This window comes from Agromyces sp. G08B096 (genome assembly GCF_040267705.1).
Lineage (GTDB): Bacteria > Actinomycetota > Actinomycetes > Actinomycetales > Microbacteriaceae > Agromyces.
Genome location: NZ_CP158374.1, coordinates 2,994,387 through 3,018,389, shown reverse-complemented (window position 1 = coordinate 3,018,389; position 24,003 = coordinate 2,994,387). Strand labels below are relative to the sequence as shown.

The following is a 24,003-nucleotide window of genomic DNA, read 5'->3' as shown; positions in this document are numbered from 1 at the left end:
GCTGGCGGGCTCCGATCAGGCCGCGGCCGCCGCCGTCCGCGCGGACCACCGGGCGATCGCCCAGGTGCCGAGCCCCGAGACGAGGAACACCACCGCGAGGATGCCCCACCCGGCGCCCCCGAGCTGCTCCGTCGTGGCCGCGACCACGAGCGGTGCGCACATCGCGCCGACCGAGTACCCCATACCGAAGACGCCCTGGTAGGTGCCCGCCTGGACGGGGTCGGCGAGCTCGAAGCTGAGGCCCCAGCCGCCGGCCTGCGAGAGCACCTCGGCGAACGCGTGGGCGAGGGCGGCGCTGACGATCACGACGGCGGCGACCCAGGCGGGCAGTCCGGCGGCCGCGGCGTACACGAGGCAGGCGGCCGCCATCAGCCAGGCCGCGATCGCCGAGACCCGCCCGGCGCGCCGCGGGTCGTGCGTGCCGCGCGACAGGGGCACCTGGAAGAGGATCACGACGACCGTGTTGAGGATGAGCACGACGGAGACGAGGACCTCCGGCGCCGCGGTGTCCTGCGCGATCCACAGCGGCACGGCGAGCTCGCCGACCCCGAACTGCATGCCGAAGACGGCGCTGCAGAGCGTCAGCAGCAGGTAGCGCGGGTCCCGCCACGGGGAGTGGGCGCGCAGCGTGCGCCTGGCCTGCCGCTTCGTCGCGAGCACGTCGGTCGACCCGGTGGCGGTGAGCACGGGCTCGTGCTCGCGCGGCGGCACGGCGTCGACCGATTTGGGCAGCCGAACGAGACGGAGCAGGCCAGCGAGGTAGGCGAGGCCCGCGAGGACGAGGAGGATCCGGTACGCCTCGGCGGTGCCGATCGCGAGCGCGATCGCGCCGATGCCGCTGCCCACGGCGATGGCGGCGTTCGTCACGGTGCGGAGCACGGCGCGCGCCTGCACCCGCGGCTCGCCCTCGAAGGCGCGCGCGATGATCGCCATACGACCGGAGTTCGCCGCCTGTCCGAAGCCGCCGACGACCATGCCCACGATGAGGGCCGCCGCAAAGTCGTCCGCGAGTGCGTACCCGAGCAGGCCGAGGCCTTCGAGCGCGGTGAAGATCAGCAGCAGCCGCCTGGCGCTCCAGCGGTCGGAGAGCCAGCCGCCCGCGAGCGAGGCGACGATGCCGACCGCGCTCGAGGCCGACAGCACGATCGCGACCTCGTGGGCGGGCAGGCCGACGATGAGCGTGAAGTAGAGCACCGTGACCGTGAGGAAGATGCCCCGGCCGACGCGGCTGATGAGGGTCGCCGTGACGAGGATGCGCAGCACCGGGTCGGCGACGGATGCCGCGACTCGGGCGGCGAGCGTGGGGCGGGGGGCGGGAACCGACCCGGTGTCGGGGGAGGGATCGGCGGGGGCGGTGCGGGTGGTCACGCTTCGTTTCTGTCAGAGTCGGAGGTCGTTCAGAATCGATGTAGCGTTGTGCTACATGTTGCAGTACCTGCTCACCGAGGACGACGTCGGCGCCGTCCGTTTCGGCATCTCGCCGCTGACCGAGCTGGGCCTCTCGCTCCGCGCCATCGCCGACCCGTCGCGGTTCCCGCTCCAGCTCGGCTGGCTCCGCCGCACCGAGGCCGCGCGCGAGCGTCTCGACCTCGAGGTGCTGATGGCCCTCATCGACCACCGCGGCTGGACGCCCGACTTCCTGAACCCGCGACCCTCCTCGCCGCTCACCCGCATCGACGACGAGTTCGCGGGTCTCCTCGCCACCTCGCCCGACCGGTTCCGGGCCGACCTCGAGGGCGTGCACGGCCGCGTCCCCGACGTGCTGCAGGGCCCGACCGACCGTGCGCTGGAGCGCATCGTCACGGCGCTCCGGAGCCTGTGGGCCACGTGCTTCGAGCCGTACTGGCCGCGCATGCGCGCGGTGCTCGAGGCCGACATCGTCTACCGGGGGCGGCAGGTCGCCCTGTCCGGACTCTCCGAGATGCTGAACGGCCTGACCTCGCGGGTGGTCTACGAGCACGGCGTGCTGAGCATCCGGCTCGCCGATCCGACGCCCCGGCTGCGGCCTGTCGGTGGCGAGGGGCTCACGCTCCTGCCCACGATGTTCACGCGACGCGGTTCCGCGCCGGTGGGCGATGGGCCGCCGATGATCCTGTACCCGGCGCGCGGGCAGGGTGCGCTCTGGGAGGCCGAGCGTACGCCGAACCCGGCCGCGGTCGCGGCGGTGCTGGGCGACACCAGGGCGGGGCTCGTCGCCGCTCTCGGCGAACCCGCCTCGTCGACCGAGCTCGCCGTACGGTTCGGGGTGACGCCCTCGGCCGTGAACCAGCACTTGCGCGTGCTGCGCGACGCGGGCCTGCTCACCTCGACGAGGTATGGCCGCAGCGTGCTCTATCTGCGTTCTGAGCTCGGCACCGCGCTGCTGGCCGGCGTGCCGGGCTGAGCATCGCCCGGCCGAGCCGACCGCCGATATGCTGCGGTCAGCGCCGCCACGGGGCGGCGGGGAGGGGGTCCACGTGCGTCAGGTCGCCGGAGTGCTTCGCGTCGCCGCTGCAGTGCTCATCGTCGTCGCGATCGTCGGGCAGTTCGTCGTCAGCTGGTCGATGGTGCCCGACCGGGCCGCGTTCGTCGTGAACTTCTTCAGCTTCTTCACGATCCTCTCGAATGCGCTGGCGGCGCTCACGCTGCTGGTCGGCGCCTGGTTCTCGTTCACGCGCGCCGTCGAGCCCGACTGGTTCACGATCGTCCGGGTCTGCGCGGCGACGTACATGGCGACGACGCTCGTCGTGTACAACCTGCTGCTGCGGGAGATCTCGCTCGACCAGGCGACGACGGTGCCGTGGTCGAACGAGATCCTGCATGTCTGGGGGCCGATCCTCGTCGTCCTCGACTGGCTCCTCGCTCCCGGCCGCAACCGCGTCCCCTGGAACCGGTTCTGGCTGATCGCCGCGTTCCCCGTCGCCTGGGCCGGCTATTCGCTCATCCGCGGCGCCCTCATCGGCTGGTACCCGTACCCGTTCCTGAACCCCGCGCAGGAGGCCGGGTACGGCGGGGTCGCGGTGTACGTCATCGCCATCGCGGCGTTCATCCTGCTCGTCGGATCTGCCTTCGTCGCACTGAGCCGGCTGCCGGTCCCCGGCGCGCCGGCCCGCGCCGCCGTGGAGTCGTGACCGCGGACGACCTCGTCTCGCGCCTGGTCGCGCAGGTGCGGCGGGCGAAGCGGTACTACGCGCCGACCATCGATCCGATCGCGTCGGCTCGCGCGAGACTCGACGCCCAGCAGTTCGTCGCGTCCTCGATCGAGGAGCTGCGCGCGGATGCCTCGGCCACGATGCTCGACCCGGCGACGCCCGGCCTCGACGCGGAGCCCCTGCCCGTGTGGAGCTACTGGGACGGCCCGCGGGACGAGGCGCCGCCGCTCGTGCGCGCCTGCCTCGACCAGCTGGAACGCGTGCACCCCGACGCCTGCATCCTCGATGCGACGACGGTCGACGAGGTCGCCCCCATCGCTCCGGAGGCCGCCGCCGCGCTCGCCGATCATCCGGCGCAGCGCTCCGACCTCATCCGCGTGACGCTGCTCGAGCGCTACGGCGGCATCTGGGTCGATGCGACGGCCTTCGCCCCCGAGCCGCTCGCCGACCGCGTCGCGCCGCTGCTCGATGCCGGCGCCCTGTACCTCCGCTGGCCCGGCAACGAGGTGTCGAACTGGTTCATCGCCGCGCGGCGCGGCAACCCGCTCATCGCGCTGCAGCGCGCCGCGCTCGAGCGGTGGTGGCGCGAGCGCGGCGACCTGCCCGACTACTTCCTCTACCACCGGATCTTCGAGGCGCTCCGGACGCTCGACCCCGACGCGCGCCGCATCGCCCGCCGGATGCCGAAGGTCTCGACCATCCCGAGCCATCTGCTGCAGCTGGCGATGCTGCGGCCGTACGACGCCGACGAGGTCCGGCTCATCCTCGAGACCGCACTCGTGCAGAAGCTCAGCTACAAGTACGATCCCGAGGCCGTGCCCGCCGGCTCCGTGCTCGACCGGCTCGTCACGCGCGGGCTGTGAGGGCGAGCCAGCGGCCGACGGCATCGCGCATGGCGGCGGTCTGCGCGGCGAGCCCGTCGTCGCGGGCCGGCACCGTCTCGAGCGGTACGCCGAGCGCGCCCGCCCACCGTTCGGCGGTGGCGAGCGGATGCACCGGGTCGCGGGGCGCGCCGACGACGAGCGATCGGATGCCTCGCCCCGCGAGCCCTGCGAGCTCGGCGTCGTCGGAGAAGGCGCGATTCCGGGGGACCTCGACGAGCCGCATCGCCCGCTCCTCGGCGAGCGGCGCCGTGAACTGGGCGAGCAGTCCCGCCGCGCCGGCCGGCGAGACGCGTTCGACCTCGTGGTAGAGGTTCGTCTCGCGGAACTCGGCGGCCCCGTCGGCACCCGCATCGTGGAGGCGCTCGCCGATCACGGGGAATGCCCTGAGGTTCGGCGGCAGCGAGCGGTCGTCGAACGAGGGGCGGACGAACACCGCCCGGTCGACCGGCAGCAGGCCGTCGAGGGCGAGGCGGAGGGCGATCGCGGCGCCCATGGAGATGCCGATGACGGTGAGCGGCGCCGGCCCGAGGGCCGCGTCGTCGGGAGCGTCTTCGGCCTGGATGAGCCGTGGCACCTCGGCGACGGTCGCCGCCGCGGCCTCGGCGGCGAGCCGATCGAGCGCGAAGTCCGCGGGCGTGCCGACCTCGTGGAACGTGCCGTGGGCGCGCACGTCGATCGCCACCACCGGGCCGTCGGCGCCGTCGATCGCCGCGAGCACGGGACTGAAGAGCTTCAGCGGCTGCCGCCGGTCGGCGCCGAGTCCGTGCAGCAGCAGCGTGGTCACGCGAGCGGACCCGGCCGGTAGAACGTGCGATCGCGCCCGTCGGGTGCGGTGAGCGGCGGCGCGGACGGGGCGATGAGGGCGAGCAGCTCGTCGGCGAGGCCGAGGAGGATCTGGATCTGGTCGTCGTCGCGGTCGACCCACCGGCACTGCGGCTCGCCGATGGGCACGAAGCCGTCGTGCTGCTCCCAGACGACGAGGGTGCGCTCGGCGCCCAGCACGTACTGCTGCCACCACACCTGTCGCAGATACCCGCGAGGGATGCCCCGCCACGGCCTCGTGGTCGTCTTGATCTCGCACAGCTCGACGCTGCTGCCGCGGACGGCGAGGCCGTCGGGGGTGGCGAGGTGGCGGCGATCGGACTCCGCGTGGAAGAGCAGGCTCGACGGCGCGATGCCGTGCTCGCGACGCACCCACTCGGCGATGACCGGCTCGCGCTCGCGGCCGTGGTCGGTGTACCGGCTGCCGCCGAAGCTGCGGCCGCCGGAGCCGTGCAGCTTCTCCCACGCCGCCGAGCGCACGGCCTGCCGGCTCGACAGCTTCGCGGCATCCGTCGCGGTGACCCCGCGCGAGCGGGCCCGCAGCCAGGCGACGCGGTCGCCCGAGTCGGCGACGACGCGTCGCTCGTGCGGGAGCGGGGCGCGCTCGGCCCGGACCGGCGCTCGAGCCGGGGGCGCGTAGTCCTCGAGCTCGAAGAGCGCGAAGGGCTGGTCGGTCACCCCACGAGCGTACCGCCGGGGGCCGTCAGGAGCCCGCCGCGCCTCGCCGGGCCGCGGCGTGCGCAGGGCGCTCGCTGTCACCGGGCGGCGAGCTGGTCGATGCCCTCGGGGGAGAGCGCGTGATGGATGGCGAGCATGCTCGCGCCGAGCACGGCGGCGTTCTCGGCGGCGGCCGACTGCACGATCGCGAGGTGCTCGGTCGCGAGCGGCATCGACCGGGTGTACACGACCTCGCGGACGCCCGCGATGAGGTGCTCGCCCGCGCGCGCCATCGAACCGCCGATCGCGATGACCGACGGGTTCACGAGGCTCACACAGGCGGTGAGCACCTCGCCGATGTCGCGGCCGGCCTGGCGGACGGCCTGGATGGCGTCGAGGTCGCCGCGTTTGACGAGGTCGACGACGTCGCCGCCGGAGTTCGCGGCCACGCCCTGCTCGCGGAGCGCCCTGGCGATCGCGGGCCCGGAGGCGAGCGCTTCGAGGCATCCGCGGTTGCCGCAGTGGCACGGGACGTCGGCGCCGCGCGCGACGCGCACGTGCCCGATGTCGCCGGCGATGCCCTGCGCGCCGCGCTGGAGGAGCCCGCCCGAGATGATGCCCGAGCCGATGCCGGTGGCGACCTTCACGAAGACGAGGTGCTCGACGGCGGGCCAGGCCAGCGCGCGCTCGCCGAGCGCCATGATGTTCACGTCGTTGTCGACGAGCACGGGCACCTCGAGGTGCTGCTGCACCCAGCCGGGCACGTCGAAGCGGTCCCAGCCGGGCATGATCGGCGGGTTCACGGGGCGGCCGGTGTCGTGTTCGACCGGGCCGGGGACGCCGATGCCGATGGCGGCGAGGTCGTGGCGGTCGCGGCCGAGGCGGTCGATGAGCTGGTGGCCGGTCTCGACCATCCAGCCGAGCACGGCTTCCGGGCCGTCGGAGATGTCGAGGCGCTCGCCGTGCTGGGCGAGCACCGTGCCGGCGAGGTCGGTGACGGCGATGGTGGCGTGCGAGGCGCCGAGGTCGGCGGCGAGGACGACGCGCGCCTCTGGGTTCAGCGCGAACTGCGACGGTGGACGACCGCCCGTGGAGGCCGCGTCGGCCACGGGCGTCACGAGCCCGAGTCGCATGAGCTCGTCGACGCGCGCGGCGATGGTGGAACGGGCGAGCCCGGTCGACTGCGCGAGCGAGGCACGCGTGCGCGGCACACCGTCGCGGAGGAGCTGGAACAGCTCGCTCGCACCCGAGACGCCGAGTGCCGATCCGCGGCTGATGTCGACCATGCACCCGAGTAAAGCACACCGTCTTCGTCTGAGCGTTGATCACAGGACTGTCACGACGCAGGCGACTTTTGATCAAAGACTGGCAAAAGATGCCGGAGCTGTGTCAGCATGTCCGCATGACAACGGATGTCACCGCCCCGGCCCGCACGATCAGGGCCGGCTTCGTCGGGGGCGGCTTCATGGCCGCCGTGCACTCCCGGGCGGCTCGCGCGGTCGGCGCCGCACTCGCCGGGGGCGCGTCATCCTCGCCATCCCGCTCGCGCGACGCCGCCGAGCGGCTGGGTCTCGCGCGGGGCTTCGACTCGCTCGACGACCTGCTCGCCGATGCCGATGCCGACCTCGACGTCGTGCACGTGTGCACGCCGAACGCGACGCACGCCGACATCGTCCGCGCGGCGCTCGAGGCCGGCAAGCACGTGATCTGCGAGAAGCCGCTCGCGACCGACGCGGCCACCGCTGCTGAGCTCGCCGATCTCGCGGCGGAGCGCGGGCTCGTCGCCGCCGTCCCCTTCGTGTACCGCTTCCACCCCATGGCGCGCGAGGCCCGCGCCCTCGTCGCGAGCGGCGAGACCGGCCGCCTCGTCTCGGTTCAGGGCGCGTACCTCCAAGACTGGCTCGCGACGCCGAACGACGACGACTGGCGCGTCGACCGTGCGCTCGGGGGCCCGTCGCGAGCGTTCGCCGACATCGGCAGCCACCTCGTCGACCTGCTCGAGTTCACCGCCGGGGAGCGGGTGACCCGGCTGAACGCCGTGACCCGCACCGTGTACGGCGCGCGCGCCACGAACACCGACATCGCCACCGAAGACCTCGTCGCGGTGGTCGTCGAGCTCTCCGGCGGCGCGGTCGGCACCCTGCTCGTCTCCCAGGTCGCCCCCGGGCACAAGAACGGGCTCGTCGTGGAATTGGGCGGCACCGCCGCGAGCGTCCGGTTCGAGCAGGAGCGGCCCGAGCGGCTCTGGGTCGGCCGCACGAGCGACTCGCGCCTGCTCGAACGCGACGCTGCGCGGCTCTCGCCCGACGCCGCCCGGCTGTCCATCGTCCCGGCGGGGCATCCGATGGGCTACCAGGACGCCTTCAATGCCTTCGTCGCCGACGCCTACGCCGCCATCGCGGGCGAGCGCCCAGACGGGCTGCCCACCTTCGCCGACGGCGTCCGCGCCGTGCGCGTGACGGAGGCGGTGCTGCGATCCGCGGCATCCGGCGAGTGGACGGAGGTCGCGGCATGAGCGGCGCGATGCCCACTCCGGCCGCCGGCACGGTCGCAACCGGCGCCCCCGTCCTCGTCGCCGACGGGCTCGAGAAGTCGTTCTTCGGCGTGCCCGTGCTCCGCGGCGTCGGCCTCGCGCTCCGCGCCGGCGAGGTGCACGGCCTCGTCGGCGAGAACGGCGCCGGCAAGTCGACGTTCATGAAGATCCTCGCGGGCGTCTACGAGCGAGACGCCGGCACGGTGCGCCTCGGCGGCGAGCCCGTCGTCTTCCGGCACCCAGTCGAGGCGGCGAACGCCGGCGTGGCCACCGTCTTCCAGGAGTTCAACCTGCTGCCCGAGCGCAGCGTCGCCCAGAACGTCTTCCTCGGCCGTGAGCCACGCAAGGGCGGGTTCGTCGACCGCGCCGGCATGGTGCGGCGCACGCGCGAGCTGCTCGAAGACCTCGGCATCGACTTCATCGACGCGGATGCCCCGGTACGCACCCTCACCGTCGCCGAACAGCAGATCGTCGAGATCGTGAAGGGACTCTCGACCGACGCCCGGGTCATCCAGATGGACGAGCCGACTGCCGCGCTCGCCGACCACGAGGTGGAGCTGCTCTACTCGATCATCCGCCGGCTGCAGGAGCGCGGCGTCGCGATCCTGTACGTCTCGCACCGGCTGAAGGAGATCTTCGACCTCTGCGACACCATCACCGTGCTGAAGGACGGCGCGCTCGTGTCGACCGACCCGGCCTCCGCGCTCGACACCGACGAACTCGTGCGCCGCATGGTCGGCCGGCCCATCGAGGCGTACTACCCCGACCCCGAGCCCGGCACCGAGCCGGGGGCGCCGCGGCTCGAGCTGCGCGGCGCGGGCAACGACTACGTCGACGGCGTCGACCTCGAGGTGCGCGCAGGCGAGATCGTGGGCATCGCGGGGCTGCAGGGGTCGGGTCGCACTGAGCTCGTCGAGGCGATCTTCGGCATCGCGCCGTTCACCCGCGGCTCGATGCGCCTCGACGGCCGCGAGGTGCGGGTCACCGGCGCCCGCCAGGCCGTGCGGGCCGGGCTCGCCCTCATCACCGAGGACCGCAAGGCGCAGGGGCTCGCCCTCAACCAGTCCATCGCCGACAACGCGCTGCTCGTCATCCGCTCGGTCTTCGCCCGGCGCACGCGTGCCGCCCGGCGCGACCTGCCGGGCGTGCTGTCGAGCCTCGAAGTGGTCTCGCGAGGCAGCGACCAAGAGGTGCAGTACCTCTCGGGCGGCAACCAGCAGAAGGTCGTGCTCGCCAAATGGCTCGCGACCGGGCCCAGAGTGGTGCTGCTCGACGAGCCCACGCGCGGCATCGACGTCGGCGCGAAGGTCGCCGTGTACCGCCTCATGCGACGACTCGCGAAGGAAGGGGTCGCGATCCTCATGATCTCGTCCGAGCTGCCCGAGGTGATCGGCATGTCCGACCGCATCCTCGTGATGCACGATGGCCGGGCCTCGGCGGAGCTGCCGGCCCGCGCCGACGAGGCGACCATCCTCGCCGCGGCCACCGGCACGCTGCGCCTGCCGGGCGCCGACGCCGCCGGGCTCGGAGGCGGAGCATGAGCGCCGCCACGGGGACCCCGCGGCCCGCGCGGCGCCGCCGCCGGCTCGACGCGAGCCTCATCGTCGGCATCGCGCTCATCGCCGTCATCATCATCGGCTCGGTGCTGCTCGCCTCCGTCGGCCGCAATTTCTTCAGCGCCGGCAACATCCGCGACATCCTCACCGGCATGAGCGTGCTGGGCTTCGTCGCCATCGGGCAGACGCTCGTGATCCTGTGCGCGTCGCTCGACCTCTCGGTGCCGTACGTCGTGAGCCTGTCGAGCCTCATCGCCGCCGACCTCATGGCCGGCAACCCGGCGAACATCCCGATCGCGGTGCTGACGGTGCTCGCGGTGGCCGCGGCCATCGGCCTCGCGAACGGGCTCATCGTCTCCAAGCTCAAGGTCAACGGCTTCATCGCGACCCTCGGCACGGGCCTCATCGTGAAGGGCTACCTCGACACGAACTACCAGGGCACCAGCGGGTCGGTGCCCTGGGACTTCCAGCTCATCGGCGCGACGGGCGTCGGCCCGGTGCCCGTCTCGACGCTGCTGATGCTCTTCGTGGCCCTGCTCGCCGCCCTCTTCCTCGCCCGTACCCGAACCGGCCACCGCATCTACGCGGTCGGCGGCGACGAGCAGGTGGCGAGGCTGTCGGGCATCCGCACGGCGCGGCCGCTCATCGTGGCGCACGTGCTCTGCTCCATCTCGGCGGCGCTCGCCGGCCTGCTCCTCGCGAGCCGGCTCGGCGTCGGCAGCCCCACCGTCGGCACGCAGGGCGGGTACGACCTGCTCTCGATCGCGGCCGTCGTGCTCGGCGGCACCCTGCTCATGGGCGGGCGCGGCTCCATCTGGGGCACCATCGGCGGCGTCGCGATCTTCGCCGTCGTCGACAACGTGATGAGCGTGCTGCAGGTGAACCCGTTCCTGAAGGACGTCGTCCGCGGCGTCGTCATCGTCGCGGCCGTGGCGGTCTACACGAGCCGTCGCGTCGAGAGCCGGCGGCCGAGGTTCGGGCCGCGCGGCACCATCGCCGCGCCGGGCGCTCCCGATGCGGCATCCGATCGAGAGGAGGTGCGGGCATGACCGCGACCACCACGCCGCAGCCCGGTCTCGGCGACCGGCTGGCCCGATGGGGGCGCACCCTCGTGAGCCCGAGGGGGGCCGTATTCCTCCTGCTCGTCATCCTCCTCGTCGCGATCATCGTGCTGAACCCGTCGTTCGCCGAGCCCGACCAGCTCATCCGCTTCGTCCAGCGCGTCGCACCCGTCGCGATCGTGGCGATCGGCCAGTACTTCGTGATCGTGGGCGGCGAGTTCGACCTGTCGATGGGCTCGGTCGTGACGGCGCAGGTCGTGATCGCGGGCAACCTCATCGGTCAGGATGCCTCGAAGGCGCTGCCGGTGACCGTCCTGATGCTCGCCTTCGGCGCGCTCGTCGGCCTCGTGAACGGCCTCATCGTGTCGTTCCTGCGGGTGCCGAGCTTCATCGTCACCCTCGGCATGATGCTCGCCCTGCTGGGCGGGGTCCTCTACTGGACCGGCGGCGCGGCGACGGGCAACCCGGCCGACGAGTTCCGCGAGCTCGGGCGCGGCGGCATCCGCGACCTGCCCGTCATCGGCATCCTGCCGTGGGCCGTGGTGATCTTCGTCGCGGTACTGGCGCTCGCCGTGTGGTTCTCCCGCCGGCCCTTCGGCCGCACCATCGTCGCCCTCGGCGACAACCCGGTGACGGCCCGCTACTCGGGCACCCGCACCTGGTGGGTGAAGACCTCGACCTTCATCATCTCGGCGCTCTCGGCGACCGTGGCCGGCATGCTCCTCGTCGGCTACGCGGGCGTGCACCCGAGCGTCGGCCGCGGCTACGAGTTCACGGCGATCACCGCCGTGGTCCTCGGCGGCGTGGTGCTCGGCGGCGGACGCGGCTGGGTCGTCGCCGCCGCGGCCGGCGCGTTCGCGCTCGAGGCGCTGTTCACCCTGCTGAACTTCGCGGGCGTGCCGTCGACGTACCGCGACGCCGTCCAGGGCGTCATCATCATCCTCGCCGTCGCGTACGCCGCGACGACGTTCCGCGCCCGCCGACGCGGGCGCGCCCTCGAAGCTTCCCTCGCCGAGCCCGCGCAGGCACCAGCGCCCGGGCCGGACGGGGCGAAGGAGCCGGACGCCGACGCGGCATCCGCTCGTCCTGCACCCATTCCCTCGACGCCGAGGGCTGACAACGAAACCAAGGGAGGTTCGTGATGCGACGCAGGTTCACCGTGGCATCCGCCATGGTCGGCGCCCTCGCGCTGATCGCGCTGGCGGGCTGTACCACCGACCCGAATGTCTCCGCCCCGAGCGAGGAGGCCGCCGAGACCGAGGAGGCCGTCGACTGGTTCGACCAGGAGCTCTTCGACAAGCAGGACGCCGAGCGCGACGTCGTGCCGGAAGGCCCCGAGGGCCAGCCGTACCTGCAGATGATCAACCCCGAGATGGTCGACACCTCGCAGTACGCGAGTTCGGGCGCGAAGAAGGCCTGCTTCGCGAACGCGTCGATCTCGAACCCGTGGCGTCAGACCGGCTGGATCACCATGAACCAGCAGCTGCAGGTGCTGCAGGAGGCCGGGGTCATCTCCGAGATGGAGACGCGCGACGCGCAGGACTCCGACGACACGCAGATCGCCGACATCGACTACTTCATCAACGAGGGCAACTGCGACGTCTTCATCATCTCGCCGAACTCCACGGCCGCGATGACGCCGGCCGTCGAGCGCGCGTGCGACACCGGCAAGCCGGTGATCGTGTTCGACCGCGGCGTGCAGACCGACTGCCCCGTGACGTTCATCCACCCGATCGGCGGCTTCGCGTGGGGCATCGACACGGCGGAGTTCCTCATCGAGGAGCTCGAGCCGGGTTCGAAGGTCGTCGCGCTCCGCATCCTGCCGGGCGTCGACGTGCTCGAGCAGCGCTGGGCCGCGGCCGAGAAGCTGTTCGAGGAGAACGACATCGAGGCGGTCGACTACTTCACCGGGGCCGACCCGGCGGAGATCAAGAAGATCATCTCCGACGAGCTCGCCAAGGGCGACGTCGACGGCGTCTGGATGGACGCGGGCGACGGCGCGGTGGCCGCCATCGAGGCGTTCGAGGACGCCGGCGCCGACTACCCGGTGATGACCGGCGAGGACGAGATGAGCTTCCTCCGGAAGTGGAAGGAGACCGGGCTCACGGGCCTCGCGCCGGTGTACTCGAACTTCCAGTGGCGCACGCCGCTGCTCGCCGCGCAGAAGATCTTCGCCGGCGAGGAGATCCCGAAGGAGTGGGTGCTCCCGCAGAGCCCCATCACCGCGGAGGAGGTCGACCAGTACCTGGCCGCCAACGAGGGCATGCCCGACGGCCACTACGCGAAGTTCGGCGGCGAGGACCTGCCGGGCTACCCGCAGGTGTGGCAGGACCGGGTCATCCCCTGACCCTCGGCGTGACCACCGCCTAATCTGGTCGGGCGGCGGCCCGGTTCCTCCGGCCGCCGCCCGATCGCACGCTCGCAAGGAGGCAGCATGCGCCGCACCATCGGCGTGAACACGTGGGTCTGGACCTCGCCACTCGACGATGCGTCGCTCGCGTCGATCGCGGCGAAGGCCGCCGGCATGGGCTTCGGCGCGATCGAGCTGCCGGTCGAGCAGCCGGGGGACTGGTCGCCGGATGCCGCGGCCGACGTGCTCGCCGGGCACCGGCTGGCGCCCATCGTGGTCGGGGCGATGGGGCCCGGCCGGAACCTCGTCGCCGCGCCCGGGTCGGAGGTCGTGGCCACCCAGAACTACCTGGTGCACTGCGTCAAGGTCGCCGAGCGGCTCGGCGCGCGGGTCGTCGCCGGCCCGTTCACGGCGGCGACGGGGCGCACCTGGCGCATGGACGACGAGGAGCGCCGGGCCAGGTACGCCGAGCTCCGGACCGCGCTCGCGCCGGTCGTCCGGCAGGCGGAGGAGCGGGGCATTCGGCTCGCGGTCGAACCGCTGAACCGGTACGAGACGAGCCTCGTGAACACCGTCGAGCAGGCGCTCGACGCGCTCGATCCGCTGCTCGGCCCCGGCCTCGGGCTCGCGCTCGACAGCTACCACCTGAACATCGAGGAGCGCCGCATCGGCGACGCCGTGCGCCTGGCAGGGGAGCACCTGGCGCACGTGCAGGTCTGCGGCAACGACCGGGGGGCCGTCGGCGACGACCACATCGACTGGCCGGCGTTCCTCGACGCCCTCGACGACGCCGGCTACACCGGGCCGCTCGGGCTCGAGAGCTTCACGGGCGAGAACGCGACGATCGCGGTCGCCGCCTCGGTGTGGCGGCCGCTCGCCGACTCGCAGGACGACCTCGCGGAGCGCAGCATCCGCTACCTCACCGCGCTGCAGGACGAAAGGGAACGACGATGACGGATGCCACGACCGATCGGGCCGGCCACCCGGTGACCCTGTTCACGGGGCAGTGGGCCGACCTCCCGTTCGAGGAGGTCGCGAGGCGGGCCGCGGAGTGGGGCTACGACGGGCTCGAGATCGCCTGCTCGGGCGACCACCTCGACCTGAAGCTGGCCGAGGAGGAGCCGGGGTACCTCGACGAGCGCCGCGAGATCCTGAAGCGGTACGGCCTCGAGGTCTACGCGATCTCGAACCACCTCACCGGGCAGGCGGTGTGCGACGATCCCATCGACTTCCGGCACCAGGGCATCGTGCGCCCGTACACGTGGGGCGACGGCGACCCTGAAGGCGTGCGGCAGCGGGCGGCCGACGACATGAAGCGGTCGGCGCGGGTCGCGCGGGCGCTCGGCGTCGACGTGGTCGTCGGCTTCACCGGATCGAAGATCTGGCCGTACGTGGCGATGTTCCCGCCCGTGCCAGCCTCGGTCATCGACGCCGGCTACGAGGACTTCGCGGCCAGGTGGAACCCGATCCTCGACGTATTCGATGCCGAGGGCGTGCGCTTCGCGCACGAGGTGCACCCGTCGGAGATCGCCTACGACTACTGGACGAGCGTGCGCACGCTCGAGGCGGTCGACCGGCGCGAGGCGTTCGGGTTCAACTGGGACCCGAGCCACATGATGTGGCAGGGCATCGACCCCGTCGGGTTCATCGTCGACTTCGCGGACCGCATCTACCACGTCGACTGCAAGGACACGCGGATGCGTCCGGCCACGGGCCGTGCGGGCATCCTCGGCTCGCACCTGCCCTGGGGCGACCCGCGGCGGGGCTGGGACTTCGTCTCCACGGGGCACGGGGACGTGCCCTGGGAGGACGCGTTCCGCGCGCTCGACGCGATCGGCTACCGCGGGCCCATCTCGGTCGAGTGGGAGGACGCCGGCATGGATCGGCTGCACGGGGCGGCCGAGGCCGTCGGCTTCATCCGGTCGAAGCTCTTCCCGCGACCGTCGGCGTCGTTCGACGCGGCGTTCTCGAACCAGTAGCGGCTACTCGGGGATGCTCCAGTAGTACGCGACGCCGCCGGGGTGCAGCTCGGTGATCGCCTCGTCGACCGTCCGGTCCCAGGTCGCGTCGGTGTGGCCGGCGTACTCGATCGAGATGCTGCCGTCGGCCCGGCGTTCGACCTTCGTCACGATGCCCGTGTGATCGCGGTCGCCCGAGTCGTCCCAGTCGAACTGGACGAGGTCGCCGGGCTTCACGAGGTCGCGCTGCGCATCGGTGAGGGCCGTCGCCCGGTCGGGGCGCGCCTCGAGGTACTCCATGAACGCCGTCGAGCTGATCCAGGCGGTCGAGTTCGCGTAGCCGTCGCCCGAGCCCTCGTACCACCACTCGTCGTCGGGCTGCCAGCCGCGCTCGAGCAGCGACTGGCTCGCGAAGTTCATGCAGTCGGTGTCGTCGAGGTAGCCGAAGACGTCGTTCGAGGTGTCCTGCCAGTGGGCGCGGACGTACGCCAGCTGAGCCGCCACCGCCGGTGCGAGGGCGGCGGGCTGCGCGGCCGTCTCCCCATCGGCGTCGGGATCGTCGCCGTCGGGATCGCCGTCCGCGGCGGTCGATCCGGCGCCGGAGGCGGTGTCGGCGGCGACGGACGAGGGACCGGCGGCGTGGGCGCCGGGTCCGGCCGCCGCCCAGACGACCGCTCCGGTGAGGATCAGCAGGAGGCCGAGCGCGCCCCCGAGGAGGAGCATGCGGCGGCGGGGAAACGGAGCACGGGTGGGGCGGGACATCCGTTCAACTGTACGCGGCATGCCTGAGCGTCGGCTCCGCGGGCCGGGCTCAGTCGTGCACGCTCCAGAACGTGATCTGCGTCTCGGGATGCCGCGGATGGTCGTCGACCGAGCGGTCCCAGGTGGCATCCGTGTGGCCGGCGTAGTAGACGCGGATCTCGCCGTCGGCGTCCTCGCGGACGGCGGTGACGATCGCGGTGTGGTCGCGGTCGCCCGAGGCATCCCAGTCGAACTGCACGATGTCGCCGGGTTTCACCCGGTCGCGCTGCGCGTCTGAGAGCGGGGTGGCGCGCTCGGGGTGGGCGGCCAGGTAGTCGCGGAAGAGCGTCGAGGAGCGCCAGGCCGGGGCGTGCGCGTAGGCGTCGCCGTCCTCGGAGTACCACCACTCGTCGTCGGGCAGCCACCCGCGCTCGATGAGCGACTGCGATGCGAAGTTCACGCAGTCGTCGTCGCCGAGCACGCCGTACCGCTCGCTCGACGTCGCATCCCAGTGCTCGCGCACGTACTCGAGCTGCCGGAGCACCGGCTCGGGCAGCTCGGGGTCGAGCTCGAGGGCGGCGGCGTTCGGGTGGCTGCCGTCGCCGCCCTGCGTGCCCGGCCCCTTCGGCGCCGATGCGGCGACGATCGCCGAGACGATCGCGACGATGGCGAGCACCACCGCGACCAGCGCGCCGGCCGCGACCAGTCGGCGGCGTCGGAACACGGCGGGGGAGGGGCGGCCGGTCGTCTGGGTCATCCCCTCCACGGTACGACGGCCGCCCGGGCCGCGGCTGAGCGACTCGCGTGGCCGACGGCGCAGCGGTGGTGCCGCCTCGCGGGCCGGCCGGGCGCGGCCCCGGGGTCGGCACGAATGGCGGATGCCGCGGCTGGAGGGAGTCGCCGCGGCATCCGCCGGTCCAGGCCCCGGCTCGGCCGGGCGTCAGCGCTCGGTGACGGTGCCGTGCTTCAGGTACAGCCGTCGCTCCGCGCGTCGCGCGACCGCCGAGTCGTGGGTGACCACCACGAGGGTGAGGCCGCGGTCGCGCCAGAGTCCTTCGAGGAGGTCCATGATCTCGTCGCGCGTCTCCTCGTCGAGGTTGCCCGTGGGCTCGTCGGCGAGGAGCACGTCGGGCTCCTTCACGAGCGCTCTGGCGATCGCGACGCGCTGCTGCTGGCCGCCGGAGAGCTCGCCGGGCAGGTGGGCGCCCCGGTCGCCGAGGCCCACCGACGCGAGCGCCGCGGCGGCGCGTTCCCGCCGCTCCGCCGTGCCGACGCCGAGCGGCTCGAGGGCCGTCTCCACGTTCTCCTGCGCCGTCAGCGTCGGGATCAGGTTGAAGCTCTGGAACACGAAGCCGATCTCGCGCGCCCGGATCCGGCCGAGCGGGCCGTCGCCGAGATGCGAGAGCTCCGCGTCGCCGAGGGCGATCCGACCGTCGGTCGGGCGGTCGAGTGCGCCGAGCAGCTGCAGCAGCGTCGACTTGCCGCCGCCCGTCGGGCCCTGCACCGCGACGAACTGGCCCGCCGGGATGGTGAGGGAGACCCGCTTCAGCGCGGCGACGTTCCGCTTGGCGCCGGCGTAGGACTTCGAGACCTGCTCGAGGGTGTACATGGTGGTTCCCTTCTCGGTATCGGTCATGCGGGGCTCGCTGCCACTCATGCGACGCTCCGCAGCGCCTCGGCGGGCCGGAGGCGGGCGGCACGCCAGCCGCCGATCGCCCCGGCCGCGATGCCGCCGAGGAGAGCCAGCCCGATGGCGATCGCGATGACGCCCACCGTGACCGGCGCGTTCAGCACCACCTCGGTCGTGCCCTGCGCGAGCGCGTCGGCGCGGTCGCCGAAGGGTCCGCCGCTCACGGCGCCGCCCGGAGCGCCGTCGGGTGTCTGCCCGCCGGGGCCCGCCACCATGAAGGCGCCGTCGCCGGAGACCCCGCCGCCGAGCGTGAGACCCAGCAGGTTGATCACGAGGATGCCCCCGAGGCCGACGACCAGCCCCGCCGCACCGCCGATGAGGCCCTGCACGAGCGACTCGCCCGTGACCTGGCCGACGATGCGCCGGTTCGACCAGCCGATGGCCTTCAGCGTGCCGAACTCGCGCGTCCGACGGGTCACCGACTGGATCGTGAGGAGGATCGCGATGAGGAACGCCGCGACGAGCACCGCGAGCGAGATCCAGAGGCCGAGGCTCGAGACCAGGTTCGACGCGGTGGCGAGCGAACCCGAGACCTGGGAGGCGAGGTCGGACTGCGTGTTCACGGTGACGTCCGGCAGGGCCTCCTCGATCCCGGCCTGCACGGCGTCGATGCGGTCGGCGGAGGACGCCTGCACGTAGACGTCGCTGATGAGTCCCTCGTTGCCCGAGAGCTCCTGCGCGAGGTCGAGCGGGATGTACACATCGGACGCGGTCGACGCGTCGGCGGAGGTCGAGGCGACGGTCCCGACGACCTCGAACGTCGTGCCGCCGATATCGATCGTGTCGCCGACGGCGAGCCCCGACGTCGTCGCGTACGTCGCGTCGAGCACGGCGACCGCGTCTCCGGTGTCGGATGCCTCGAGCCCGCGCCCGTCGGCGAGCTCGACGGCGGAGAGCGGGCCGACGGACTCCGCCGACGGGTCGAGCCCGAGCACGGAGAACGTGTCGACGTCGAAGGCGCTGCCGCCCGCACCGTCGGCGCCGCCCGACGGAGGCTGCTGCATCACCTCGTCGGACGGGCCGGTCTCGCCGCCGTCCTGCGACTGCCGCACGTCGGGCAGCTCGCCCGAGAACGCCAGGTTCCGAAGCGACAGCGTCGCGGAGGCCGCCGCGACGCCGTCGACGCCCTGCACCTCCTCGAGCGCCGACTCGTCGAACGTCGAACTGCCGGGGGCGGCGACGAGGCGCGACTGGCTGAGCTGCGTCGACCCGTCGGCCGTCGTGCCGTCGTCGGCGCCGAACTCGAACCGCTGCGGTCCCGCGGCTCCGCCCTCAGCGGTCGGGGTCGCGCTGACGGTCAGGTCGGTGCCGACCCCGTACGCCGACTCGAGGACGGCCGCCTGCGCGCTGCGCACGCCGGTCGACACCGCATTCACGATGATCACGAGGCCGATGGCCAGGGCGAGCCCGATCGCGATGATCGCGGTCTGGCGCCGCCGGCCGGCGAGCTCTCGCCGGAGGTAGGTGAAGAACATGGGCCAGACGCTAGGGAGCGGCGCTATGGCGGCGCCAGCACGCGTCTATGGATTCCCCATGAGTGCGGCCCCCGCTGCCGACCGCCGAACGTCCAGCGGGGTCATAGGGAACGCATAGCGGCATGACGATACTTGGTGGCATGAGCACCGAGCAGACCCACCGCGTCCCGCAGCTGCAGAAGCCCGACGGGTCGATGGTGCGGGTGCTCGTCGTCGACGACGAGGCATCCCTCGCCGACCTGCTGAAGATGGCGTTCCGCTACGAGGGCTGGGACGTGCGGACCGCGGGCGACGGCCTCGCCGCCGTGAAGACGGCGCGCGAGTTCCGGCCCGATGCGATCGTGCTCGACATCATGCTGCCCGACATCGACGGCCTCGAGGTCCTGCAGCGGGTGCGCGCCGACGGCACCGAGACGCCGGTGCTCTTCCTCACCGCGAAGGACTCGCTCGACGATCGCATCGCAGGCCTCACCGCGGGCGGCGACGACTACGTCACGAAGCCCTTCAGCCTCGAGGAGGTCGTCGCGCGCGTGCGCGGACTCATCCGCCGCTCCACGCTCACCCTCGCCCAGCAGCGGGACCCGGTGCTGCGGGTCGGCGATCTCACGCTCGACGAGGACTCGTACGAGGTGGAACGCGCCGGCCAGCCCATCGAGCTCACCGCGACCGAGTTCGAGCTGCTCCGCTTCCTCATGCGCAACCCGCGCCGCGTGCTGTCGAAGGCGCAGATCCTCGACCGCGTCTGGTCGTACGACTTCGGCGGCAAGGAGTCGGTCGTCGAGCTGTACATCTCGTACCTCCGCAAGAAGATCGACCAGGGGCGCGAGCCGATGATCCACACCGTGCGAGGCGCCGGGTACATGCTGAAGGCCGCCGGATGACCCGCCCCGGCGATCCGGGGCACGCCGCCGCCGTGCGTGCCCGCGTGGCCACCGGACCCCGCGGCAGCAGCCCGGCCGGCGGCCGGCCGCGCCTGCCCTGGACGCTGGAGCGGCGCCTGCTCGTGCTCATCGCCGGACTCCTCGTGGCGATCAGCGCCGTGATCGGCGTCGCCACCGTGCTGCTCTTCCACGCGTCATCGGTCGAACGCCTCGACGCGAGCCTTCGGGCGGCGTCCTCGCGGGCGACCGCCGCCGCAGGCCCCGGCATCCCCGACGACCCGCGTGCGACGGTGCTGGAGTTCCTCCGCATCCCCGGCCAGCCCGACGGCACCCTCGGGGGCCTCGTGTTCGGCGCCGACGCCACCGTCGTCGCCGGCGTGATCGCGCAGGGCGAGATCGCGGAGCCCGGGCCGGCGGCCTCCGCCGCGCTCGCCGAGGTGGCGCCCGATCGCGAACCGCACACCATCACGGCCGGCGCCCTCGGCGCGTACCGCGCCCTCGCCGTCGAGTCGCAGGTCGGCGTGCGAGTCGTGCTCGCACTGCCGCTCGGCGACGTCACGGCGCAGACGACGCAGCTGGCCGTCACCGTCGCCGTGGTCGCGGCCGGCGGCATCCTCGTCGCACTCTGGGCCGGCACCCTGCTCGTGCGGCGGGCGCTCGCACCGCTCGGCCGGGTGACCGAGACCGCGCAGGCCGTCTCGGAGCTGCCCCTCGACCGCGGCGACGTCGACCTCGACGAGCGGGTCGCCGTCGACGACCCGCGCACCGAGGTCGGGCGCCTCGGCACCGCGTTCAACCGGATGCTCGGCCATGTCGCGTCCGCGCTGTCCGCCCGCGAGCAGTCGGAGCGCAAGGTCCGCCGGTTCGTCGCGGATGCCTCGCACGAGCTGCGCACCCCGCTCGCCTCGATCCGCGGCTACGCCGAGCTCACCCGCCTCCACGGCGGCGAGCTGCCCGAGGACGTGCGGCACGCGATCGGCCGCATCGAGTCGGAGACGGTGCGGATGACCGAGCTCGTCGAGGACCTGCTCCTGCTCGCCCGACTCGACGAGGGACGCGAGCTCGTGCACGCCGAGGTGGACCTCGGAGCCCTGGTGGCCGACGCGGTCGCCGACGCCCAGGTCGCCGGGCCCGACCATGACTGGGAGGTCTCGGTGCCGGAGCGGCCCGTGCTCGTGACCGGCGACGAGCCACGACTGCGGCAGGTGCTCGGCAACCTCCTCGCGAACGCGCGCGTGCACACGCCGGCCGGCACCGCGGTCGCCGCGACCCTGACAGCGGATGCCTCGTCCGCGACGATCACCGTCGCCGACGACGGCCCGGGCATCGACCCGGGCGTCCGCGACACGTTGTTCGAGCGGTTCGCGCGGGGCGACAGCTCGCGATCGCGGCGCGCCGGCAGCACGGGGCTCGGTCTCGCCATCGTGCGCGCTGTCGTCGAGGCGCACGACGGCGAGGTCTCCGTCGAGAGCGAGCCGGGGCGCACCGTGTTCACCGTGCGGCTGCCCGTCGAGGCGCCGGCACCGGCGGACACCGGCGCGCGAGCGTCGTCGGAAGACGCCGAGCCTGCGACTACCGCCGGAGCGGCCCGGGCCGCGGCCGCCGAATCCGGCGCCGGCGACTAGGCGCGGGGCACGACGGCGACGGCGTCGACCTCGACCAGAGCCTCCGGGCGCACGGGCGCGACGCGGAGCACCGTCACGGTCGAGGGGACGCCGCCCCAGACCTGCATGGCGCCGCCGAAGGCCTCCTCGAGCGACGCGTCGGGGTGCAGGTGGATGGCGAGCCGCACGACGTTCGACGCGTCGGCGCCGACCTCCTCGAGCACGGCGAGCACGTTGCGCATCGCCTGCGCCGACTGGGCACCGGCGCCGCCCTCGATGATCGCGCCGGAGGCATCCGTGCCGTTCTGGCCGCCGATGTAGAGCGTGTCGTGGTCACCGCGCACGAGGATGCCCTGGCTGAACGCGGGGTTCTTGTGCAGCGAGTCGGGGTTGACGTGAATGATCTCCATGGGCTGAGCAAAGCACGCGCCGCCGACATCGACCGGTGCTCCGCGGGTACGACGACGGCCCGCCCGGGAAGGGCGGGCCGTCGTGGTGGCGGATCAGGCCTCGGTCAGAATGCGGAGCATGTCGGCGAAGACCCGGAGCTCTTCGGGCGACCGCTGCGCGAGTGCCGTGCGCACGCGCGCCTGGTTGTGCGCGCGAACCGACGCGACCCGCTCGGTCGCCTCCTCGGTCGGTTCGAGCACCCGCAGGCGCCCGTCGCGCTCGTCGGGCCGGCTCACCACCAGGCCGAGGTCCTCGAGGACCCTGACCTGGCGGCTGATGACGCTCTTGTCCATCTCGAGCTGGTCGGAGAGCACGTGCGCGTTCGTGGGGCCGAGCCGCACGATCGAGGCGAGCACCTTGTAGCCGGCCGGCTGCAGATCGGGGTGGATGAGCTCCGCGGCCTGCTTCCAGATCGCGCGGGCCCGCGTGAAGACGAGGCTCAGCTGGTCCTCGACGGCGGCGATGGCCTCGTCGACGGCGGGGTCCGCGGTCATGGCGATCATGCTACTTGCGCGTCCCGGAGGATGACGCATCCTGCCCGCCCGACGCGGCGTCCGACGGGCGACCGCCTTCGAGCACCTGCACCGACGAGGTGACCGGCGCGGCGATCTCGGCCTCGGCGAGGTCGATGGCCGCGCCCTCGGCCTCCTCGGCGAGCGTCTGCGCCGCGTTCTTGGTCGACAGCGACTTGTTCGGCAGGAACGCGATCGCGATGAGGCTGATCACCGCGAGCGGGATCGCGATGATGAACACGTCCGCGATGCCGTGGCCGTATGCGCCCTCGACGATCACGCGGATCGCGTCGGGCAGCTCGCCGACCTTCGGCACGTTGCCCGAGGCGAGACCCTTCAGCGCCTCGACCTCGTCGGGCGAGGTGGGCGTGAAGTGCTTCAGCCCGTCGGTGATGTGGGTGGTGACCTGGGTGGCGAGGAGCGAGCCCATGATCGTCACGCCGATGGTGCCGGCGATCGAACGGAAGAAGTTCACGTTCGAGCTGGCCGCACCGAGCTGCGACACGGGGGTGTCGTTCTGCACGATGAGCGTGAGGTTCTGCATCACCATGCCGAGGCCGGCGCCGAGCACCACCATGTAGACCGAGACCCACAGGAAGTCGGTGTCGTACCGGAGCGTCGCCATGAGGCTGACGCCCGCGATGGTGAGCACCGAGCCGAGGAGCATCCAGCCCTTCCACTTGCCGTACCGGCTCACGAGCGCGCCGATGCCGATCGAGGCGCCCATCTGGCCGATGATCATCGGGATGGTCATGAGCCCCGACTCGGTCGGGGTCGCGCCCCGAGCCAGCTGGAAGTACTGCGCGAGGAAGACGCTCGTCGCGAACATCGCCACGCCGACCGAGATCGAGGCGACCACCGCGAGCGTGAACGTGCGGTTCTTGAAGAGGGTCATCGGCACGATCGGCTCGGGCACGAAGAATTCGGTCACGACGAAGGCGATGATCGCGGCCGCCGAGATGGCGACGATCACGATGCTCTCGGTCGAGTCCCAGTCGAACTGGCTGCCGCCCATGGAGACCCAGATGAGCAGGAGCGAGACGCCCACGGCGAGCAGGATCGCGCCGAGGTAGTCGATGCGGACCTTGTCGCGGTTCGGCTTCGGCAGGTGCAGCGTGCGCTGGATCATGATGATCGCCGCGACCGCGAACGGGACGCCGATGAAGAAGTTCGCGCGCCAGCCCCAGGCGTCGGTGATGAGACCGCCGAGGAGCGGGCCGCCGATGGTCGCGAGGGCCATGATGCCGCCGACGACGCCCATGTACTTGCCGCGCTCGCGCGGGGAGATGATGAGCGCGACGGCGATCATGACGAGCGACATCAGGCCGCCGGCGCCGATGCCCTGGATGACGCGGACGCCGATGAGCATCTCGGTGCTCTGCGAGAAGCCCGCGATGACGGTGCCGACCACGAAGAGGCCGAGCGCGAGCTGGAGCAGGAGCTTGCGGTCGACGAGGTCGGCGAGCTTGCCCCAGATCGGGGTCGACACGGCGGTCGCGAGGAGGCTGGCCGTGATGACCCAGGTGTAGGCGGCCTGGTCGCCGCCGAGGTCGGCGATGATGACGGGCATCGAGGTCGAGACGACCGTGCCCGAGATCACGGCCACGAACATGCCCATGATGAGGCCGGAGAGCGCAGTGAACACCTCGCGGTGCGTGCGCTTGGCCTCGAGTTCGGTGGTGGGTGCTGCAGTCAAAT

Annotated in this window: 23 protein-coding genes; 12 read left to right on the top strand and 11 right to left on the bottom strand. The window is 72.6% G+C overall.

The window, feature by feature from the left end; all coding sequences use genetic code 11:
- Window positions 1–15: 15 nt before the first annotated feature.
- Window positions 16–1,368, bottom strand: a complete 1,353-nt coding sequence (locus tag ABIQ69_RS14425) for an MFS transporter (protein ID WP_350347820.1) — start codon at window positions 1,366–1,368, stop codon at window positions 16–18.
- Window positions 1,369–1,423: 55 nt separating this feature from the next.
- Between ABIQ69_RS14425 and ABIQ69_RS14420 the strand changes: the two genes are divergently transcribed.
- From ABIQ69_RS14420 to ABIQ69_RS14410, 3 genes are all read left to right on the top strand, one after another.
- A complete protein-coding gene (locus ABIQ69_RS14420; protein ID WP_350347819.1) occupies window positions 1,424–2,383 on the top strand; it encodes a helix-turn-helix domain-containing protein in 960 nt (319 codons plus the stop codon).
- 73 nt (window positions 2,384–2,456) lie between these two features.
- A complete protein-coding gene (locus tag ABIQ69_RS14415; protein WP_350347818.1) occupies window positions 2,457–3,110 on the top strand; it encodes a Pr6Pr family membrane protein in 654 nt (217 codons plus the stop codon).
- Window positions 3,107–3,994 carry a capsular polysaccharide synthesis protein gene (locus ABIQ69_RS14410; protein WP_350347817.1) on the top strand — a complete coding sequence of 296 codons (888 nt, stop codon included), beginning with the start codon at window positions 3,107–3,109 and terminating at the stop codon, window positions 3,992–3,994. The genes ABIQ69_RS14415 and ABIQ69_RS14410 overlap by 4 nt, the downstream gene beginning before the upstream one ends.
- Here ABIQ69_RS14410 and ABIQ69_RS14405 read toward each other — a convergent pair.
- The 3 genes from ABIQ69_RS14405 to ABIQ69_RS14395 form a co-directional block, all read right to left on the bottom strand.
- Window positions 3,978–4,799 carry an alpha/beta fold hydrolase gene (locus ABIQ69_RS14405; RefSeq protein WP_350347816.1) on the bottom strand — a complete coding sequence of 274 codons (822 nt, stop codon included), beginning with the start codon at window positions 4,797–4,799 and terminating at the stop codon, window positions 3,978–3,980. The two genes, ABIQ69_RS14410 and ABIQ69_RS14405, sit on opposite strands and share 17 nt — an antisense overlap.
- Window positions 4,796–5,380 carry a YqaJ viral recombinase family protein gene (locus tag ABIQ69_RS14400; protein ID WP_350350029.1) on the bottom strand — a complete coding sequence of 195 codons (585 nt, stop codon included), beginning with the start codon at window positions 5,378–5,380 and terminating at the stop codon, window positions 4,796–4,798. The genes ABIQ69_RS14405 and ABIQ69_RS14400 overlap by 4 nt, the downstream gene beginning before the upstream one ends.
- 212 nt (window positions 5,381–5,592) lie before the next feature.
- Window positions 5,593–6,780: an ROK family transcriptional regulator gene (locus ABIQ69_RS14395; protein WP_350347815.1), complete on the bottom strand. Its 1,188-nt coding sequence runs from the start codon at window positions 6,778–6,780 to the stop codon at window positions 5,593–5,595.
- Between the two features lie 116 nt (window positions 6,781–6,896).
- Between ABIQ69_RS14395 and ABIQ69_RS14390 the strand changes: the two genes are divergently transcribed.
- The 7 genes from ABIQ69_RS14390 (at window position 6,897) to ABIQ69_RS14360 (ending at window position 14,973) form a co-directional block, all read left to right on the top strand.
- Window positions 6,897–8,009, top strand: a complete 1,113-nt coding sequence (locus ABIQ69_RS14390; protein WP_350347814.1) for a Gfo/Idh/MocA family oxidoreductase — start codon at window positions 6,897–6,899, stop codon at window positions 8,007–8,009.
- Window positions 8,006–9,568: a sugar ABC transporter ATP-binding protein gene (locus ABIQ69_RS14385; protein WP_350347813.1), complete on the top strand. Its 1,563-nt coding sequence runs from the start codon at window positions 8,006–8,008 to the stop codon at window positions 9,566–9,568. Before ABIQ69_RS14390 ends, ABIQ69_RS14385 begins: the two co-directional genes overlap by 4 nt.
- Window positions 9,565–10,632 (top strand): ABC transporter permease, encoded by a 1,068-nt coding sequence (locus ABIQ69_RS14380; protein ID WP_350347812.1) that lies wholly within the window; start codon window positions 9,565–9,567, stop codon window positions 10,630–10,632. The genes ABIQ69_RS14385 and ABIQ69_RS14380 overlap by 4 nt, the downstream gene beginning before the upstream one ends.
- Window positions 10,629–11,786 carry an ABC transporter permease gene (locus ABIQ69_RS14375; protein ID WP_350347811.1) on the top strand — a complete coding sequence of 386 codons (1,158 nt, stop codon included), beginning with the start codon at window positions 10,629–10,631 and terminating at the stop codon, window positions 11,784–11,786. Before ABIQ69_RS14380 ends, ABIQ69_RS14375 begins: the two co-directional genes overlap by 4 nt.
- The gene (locus ABIQ69_RS14370) at window positions 11,786–12,991 is read left to right on the top strand and encodes a substrate-binding domain-containing protein (RefSeq protein WP_350347810.1); all 1,206 of its coding nucleotides are present in this window, start codon (window positions 11,786–11,788) and stop codon (window positions 12,989–12,991) included. Before ABIQ69_RS14375 ends, ABIQ69_RS14370 begins: the two co-directional genes overlap by 1 nt.
- An 87-nt stretch (window positions 12,992–13,078) precedes the next feature.
- Window positions 13,079–13,948, top strand: coding sequence for a sugar phosphate isomerase/epimerase family protein (locus ABIQ69_RS14365; protein ID WP_350347809.1), 870 nt, complete (start codon window positions 13,079–13,081; stop codon window positions 13,946–13,948).
- Window positions 13,945–14,973 carry a sugar phosphate isomerase/epimerase gene (locus ABIQ69_RS14360; protein ID WP_350347808.1) on the top strand — a complete coding sequence of 343 codons (1,029 nt, stop codon included), beginning with the start codon at window positions 13,945–13,947 and terminating at the stop codon, window positions 14,971–14,973. The genes ABIQ69_RS14365 and ABIQ69_RS14360 overlap by 4 nt, the downstream gene beginning before the upstream one ends.
- 3 nt (window positions 14,974–14,976) lie before the next feature.
- Here ABIQ69_RS14360 and ABIQ69_RS14355 read toward each other — a convergent pair whose 3' ends face one another.
- The 4 genes from ABIQ69_RS14355 to ABIQ69_RS14340 all read right to left on the bottom strand — a co-directional run bounded on the left by ABIQ69_RS14355 (window position 14,977) and on the right by ABIQ69_RS14340 (window position 18,858).
- Window positions 14,977–15,714 carry an amidase domain-containing protein gene (locus ABIQ69_RS14355; RefSeq protein WP_350347807.1) on the bottom strand — a complete coding sequence of 246 codons (738 nt, stop codon included), beginning with the start codon at window positions 15,712–15,714 and terminating at the stop codon, window positions 14,977–14,979.
- A 49-nt stretch (window positions 15,715–15,763) separates the two neighbouring features.
- Window positions 15,764–16,450 (bottom strand): amidase domain-containing protein, encoded by a 687-nt coding sequence (locus ABIQ69_RS14350; RefSeq protein ID WP_350347806.1) that lies wholly within the window; start codon window positions 16,448–16,450, stop codon window positions 15,764–15,766.
- Window positions 16,451–16,633: 183 nt separating this feature from the next.
- Window positions 16,634–17,302 (bottom strand): ABC transporter ATP-binding protein, encoded by a 669-nt coding sequence (locus tag ABIQ69_RS14345; protein WP_350350028.1) that lies wholly within the window; start codon window positions 17,300–17,302, stop codon window positions 16,634–16,636.
- Between the two features lie 44 nt (window positions 17,303–17,346).
- A complete protein-coding gene (locus ABIQ69_RS14340) occupies window positions 17,347–18,858 on the bottom strand; it encodes an ABC transporter permease (protein ID WP_350347805.1) in 1,512 nt (503 codons plus the stop codon).
- A 140-nt stretch (window positions 18,859–18,998) separates the two neighbouring features.
- Here ABIQ69_RS14340 and ABIQ69_RS14335 point away from each other — a divergent pair, with 140 nt between their 5' ends.
- Window positions 18,999–19,739 (top strand): response regulator transcription factor, encoded by a 741-nt coding sequence (locus ABIQ69_RS14335; RefSeq protein WP_350347804.1) that lies wholly within the window; start codon window positions 18,999–19,001, stop codon window positions 19,737–19,739.
- Between the two features lie 44 nt (window positions 19,740–19,783).
- On the top strand, window positions 19,784–21,364 hold the full coding sequence (locus tag ABIQ69_RS14330) for a HAMP domain-containing sensor histidine kinase (RefSeq protein WP_350347803.1): 1,581 nt from the start codon (window positions 19,784–19,786) through the stop codon (window positions 21,362–21,364).
- On the opposite strand, the gene ABIQ69_RS14325 is transcribed toward ABIQ69_RS14330, so the two are convergent.
- The 3 genes from ABIQ69_RS14325 to ABIQ69_RS14315 form a co-directional block, all read right to left on the bottom strand.
- Entirely contained in the window at window positions 21,361–21,753 is a 393-nt protein-coding gene (locus tag ABIQ69_RS14325; RefSeq protein WP_350347802.1) for a RidA family protein, read from the bottom strand. The two genes, ABIQ69_RS14330 and ABIQ69_RS14325, sit on opposite strands and share 4 nt — an antisense overlap.
- A gap of 93 nt (window positions 21,754–21,846) precedes the next feature.
- Window positions 21,847–22,287, bottom strand: a complete 441-nt coding sequence (locus ABIQ69_RS14320) for a MarR family winged helix-turn-helix transcriptional regulator (RefSeq protein WP_350347801.1) — start codon at window positions 22,285–22,287, stop codon at window positions 21,847–21,849.
- A 10-nt stretch (window positions 22,288–22,297) separates the two neighbouring features.
- Complete coding sequence (locus ABIQ69_RS14315) at window positions 22,298–24,001, bottom strand: MDR family MFS transporter (RefSeq protein ID WP_350347800.1); 1,704 nt, start codon at window positions 23,999–24,001, stop codon at window positions 22,298–22,300.
- Between the last annotated feature and the right edge of the window lie 2 nt (window positions 24,002–24,003).

Excerpts from the sequence above, each read along its gene's own strand:
- ABIQ69_RS14380 (WP_350347812.1), top strand. The coding sequence starts at position 9,565 with ATGAGCGCCGCCACGGGGACCCCGCGGCCCGCGCGGCGCCGCCGCCGG.
- ABIQ69_RS14395 (WP_350347815.1), bottom strand. The coding sequence starts at position 6,780 with ATGGTCGACATCAGCCGCGGATCGGCACTCGGCGTCTCGGGTGCGAGC.
- ABIQ69_RS14335 (WP_350347804.1), top strand. The coding sequence starts at position 18,999 with ATGAGCACCGAGCAGACCCACCGCGTCCCGCAGCTGCAGAAGCCCGAC.
- ABIQ69_RS14420 (WP_350347819.1), top strand. The coding sequence starts at position 1,424 with ATGTTGCAGTACCTGCTCACCGAGGACGACGTCGGCGCCGTCCGTTTC.
- ABIQ69_RS14365 (WP_350347809.1), top strand. The coding sequence starts at position 13,079 with ATGCGCCGCACCATCGGCGTGAACACGTGGGTCTGGACCTCGCCACTC.
- ABIQ69_RS14390 (WP_350347814.1), top strand. The coding sequence starts at position 6,897 with ATGACAACGGATGTCACCGCCCCGGCCCGCACGATCAGGGCCGGCTTC.
- ABIQ69_RS14320 (WP_350347801.1), bottom strand. The coding sequence starts at position 22,287 with ATGACCGCGGACCCCGCCGTCGACGAGGCCATCGCCGCCGTCGAGGAC.
- ABIQ69_RS14360 (WP_350347808.1), top strand. The coding sequence starts at position 13,945 with ATGACGGATGCCACGACCGATCGGGCCGGCCACCCGGTGACCCTGTTC.
- ABIQ69_RS14355 (WP_350347807.1), bottom strand. The coding sequence starts at position 15,714 with ATGTCCCGCCCCACCCGTGCTCCGTTTCCCCGCCGCCGCATGCTCCTC.
- ABIQ69_RS14340 (WP_350347805.1), bottom strand. The coding sequence starts at position 18,858 with ATGTTCTTCACCTACCTCCGGCGAGAGCTCGCCGGCCGGCGGCGCCAG.
- ABIQ69_RS14325 (WP_350347802.1), bottom strand. The coding sequence starts at position 21,753 with ATGGAGATCATTCACGTCAACCCCGACTCGCTGCACAAGAACCCCGCG.
- ABIQ69_RS14350 (WP_350347806.1), bottom strand. The coding sequence starts at position 16,450 with ATGACCCAGACGACCGGCCGCCCCTCCCCCGCCGTGTTCCGACGCCGC.
- ABIQ69_RS14385 (WP_350347813.1), top strand. The coding sequence starts at position 8,006 with ATGAGCGGCGCGATGCCCACTCCGGCCGCCGGCACGGTCGCAACCGGC.
- ABIQ69_RS14375 (WP_350347811.1), top strand. The coding sequence starts at position 10,629 with ATGACCGCGACCACCACGCCGCAGCCCGGTCTCGGCGACCGGCTGGCC.
- ABIQ69_RS14345 (WP_350350028.1), bottom strand. The coding sequence starts at position 17,302 with ATGTACACCCTCGAGCAGGTCTCGAAGTCCTACGCCGGCGCCAAGCGG.
- ABIQ69_RS14370 (WP_350347810.1), top strand. The coding sequence starts at position 11,786 with ATGCGACGCAGGTTCACCGTGGCATCCGCCATGGTCGGCGCCCTCGCG.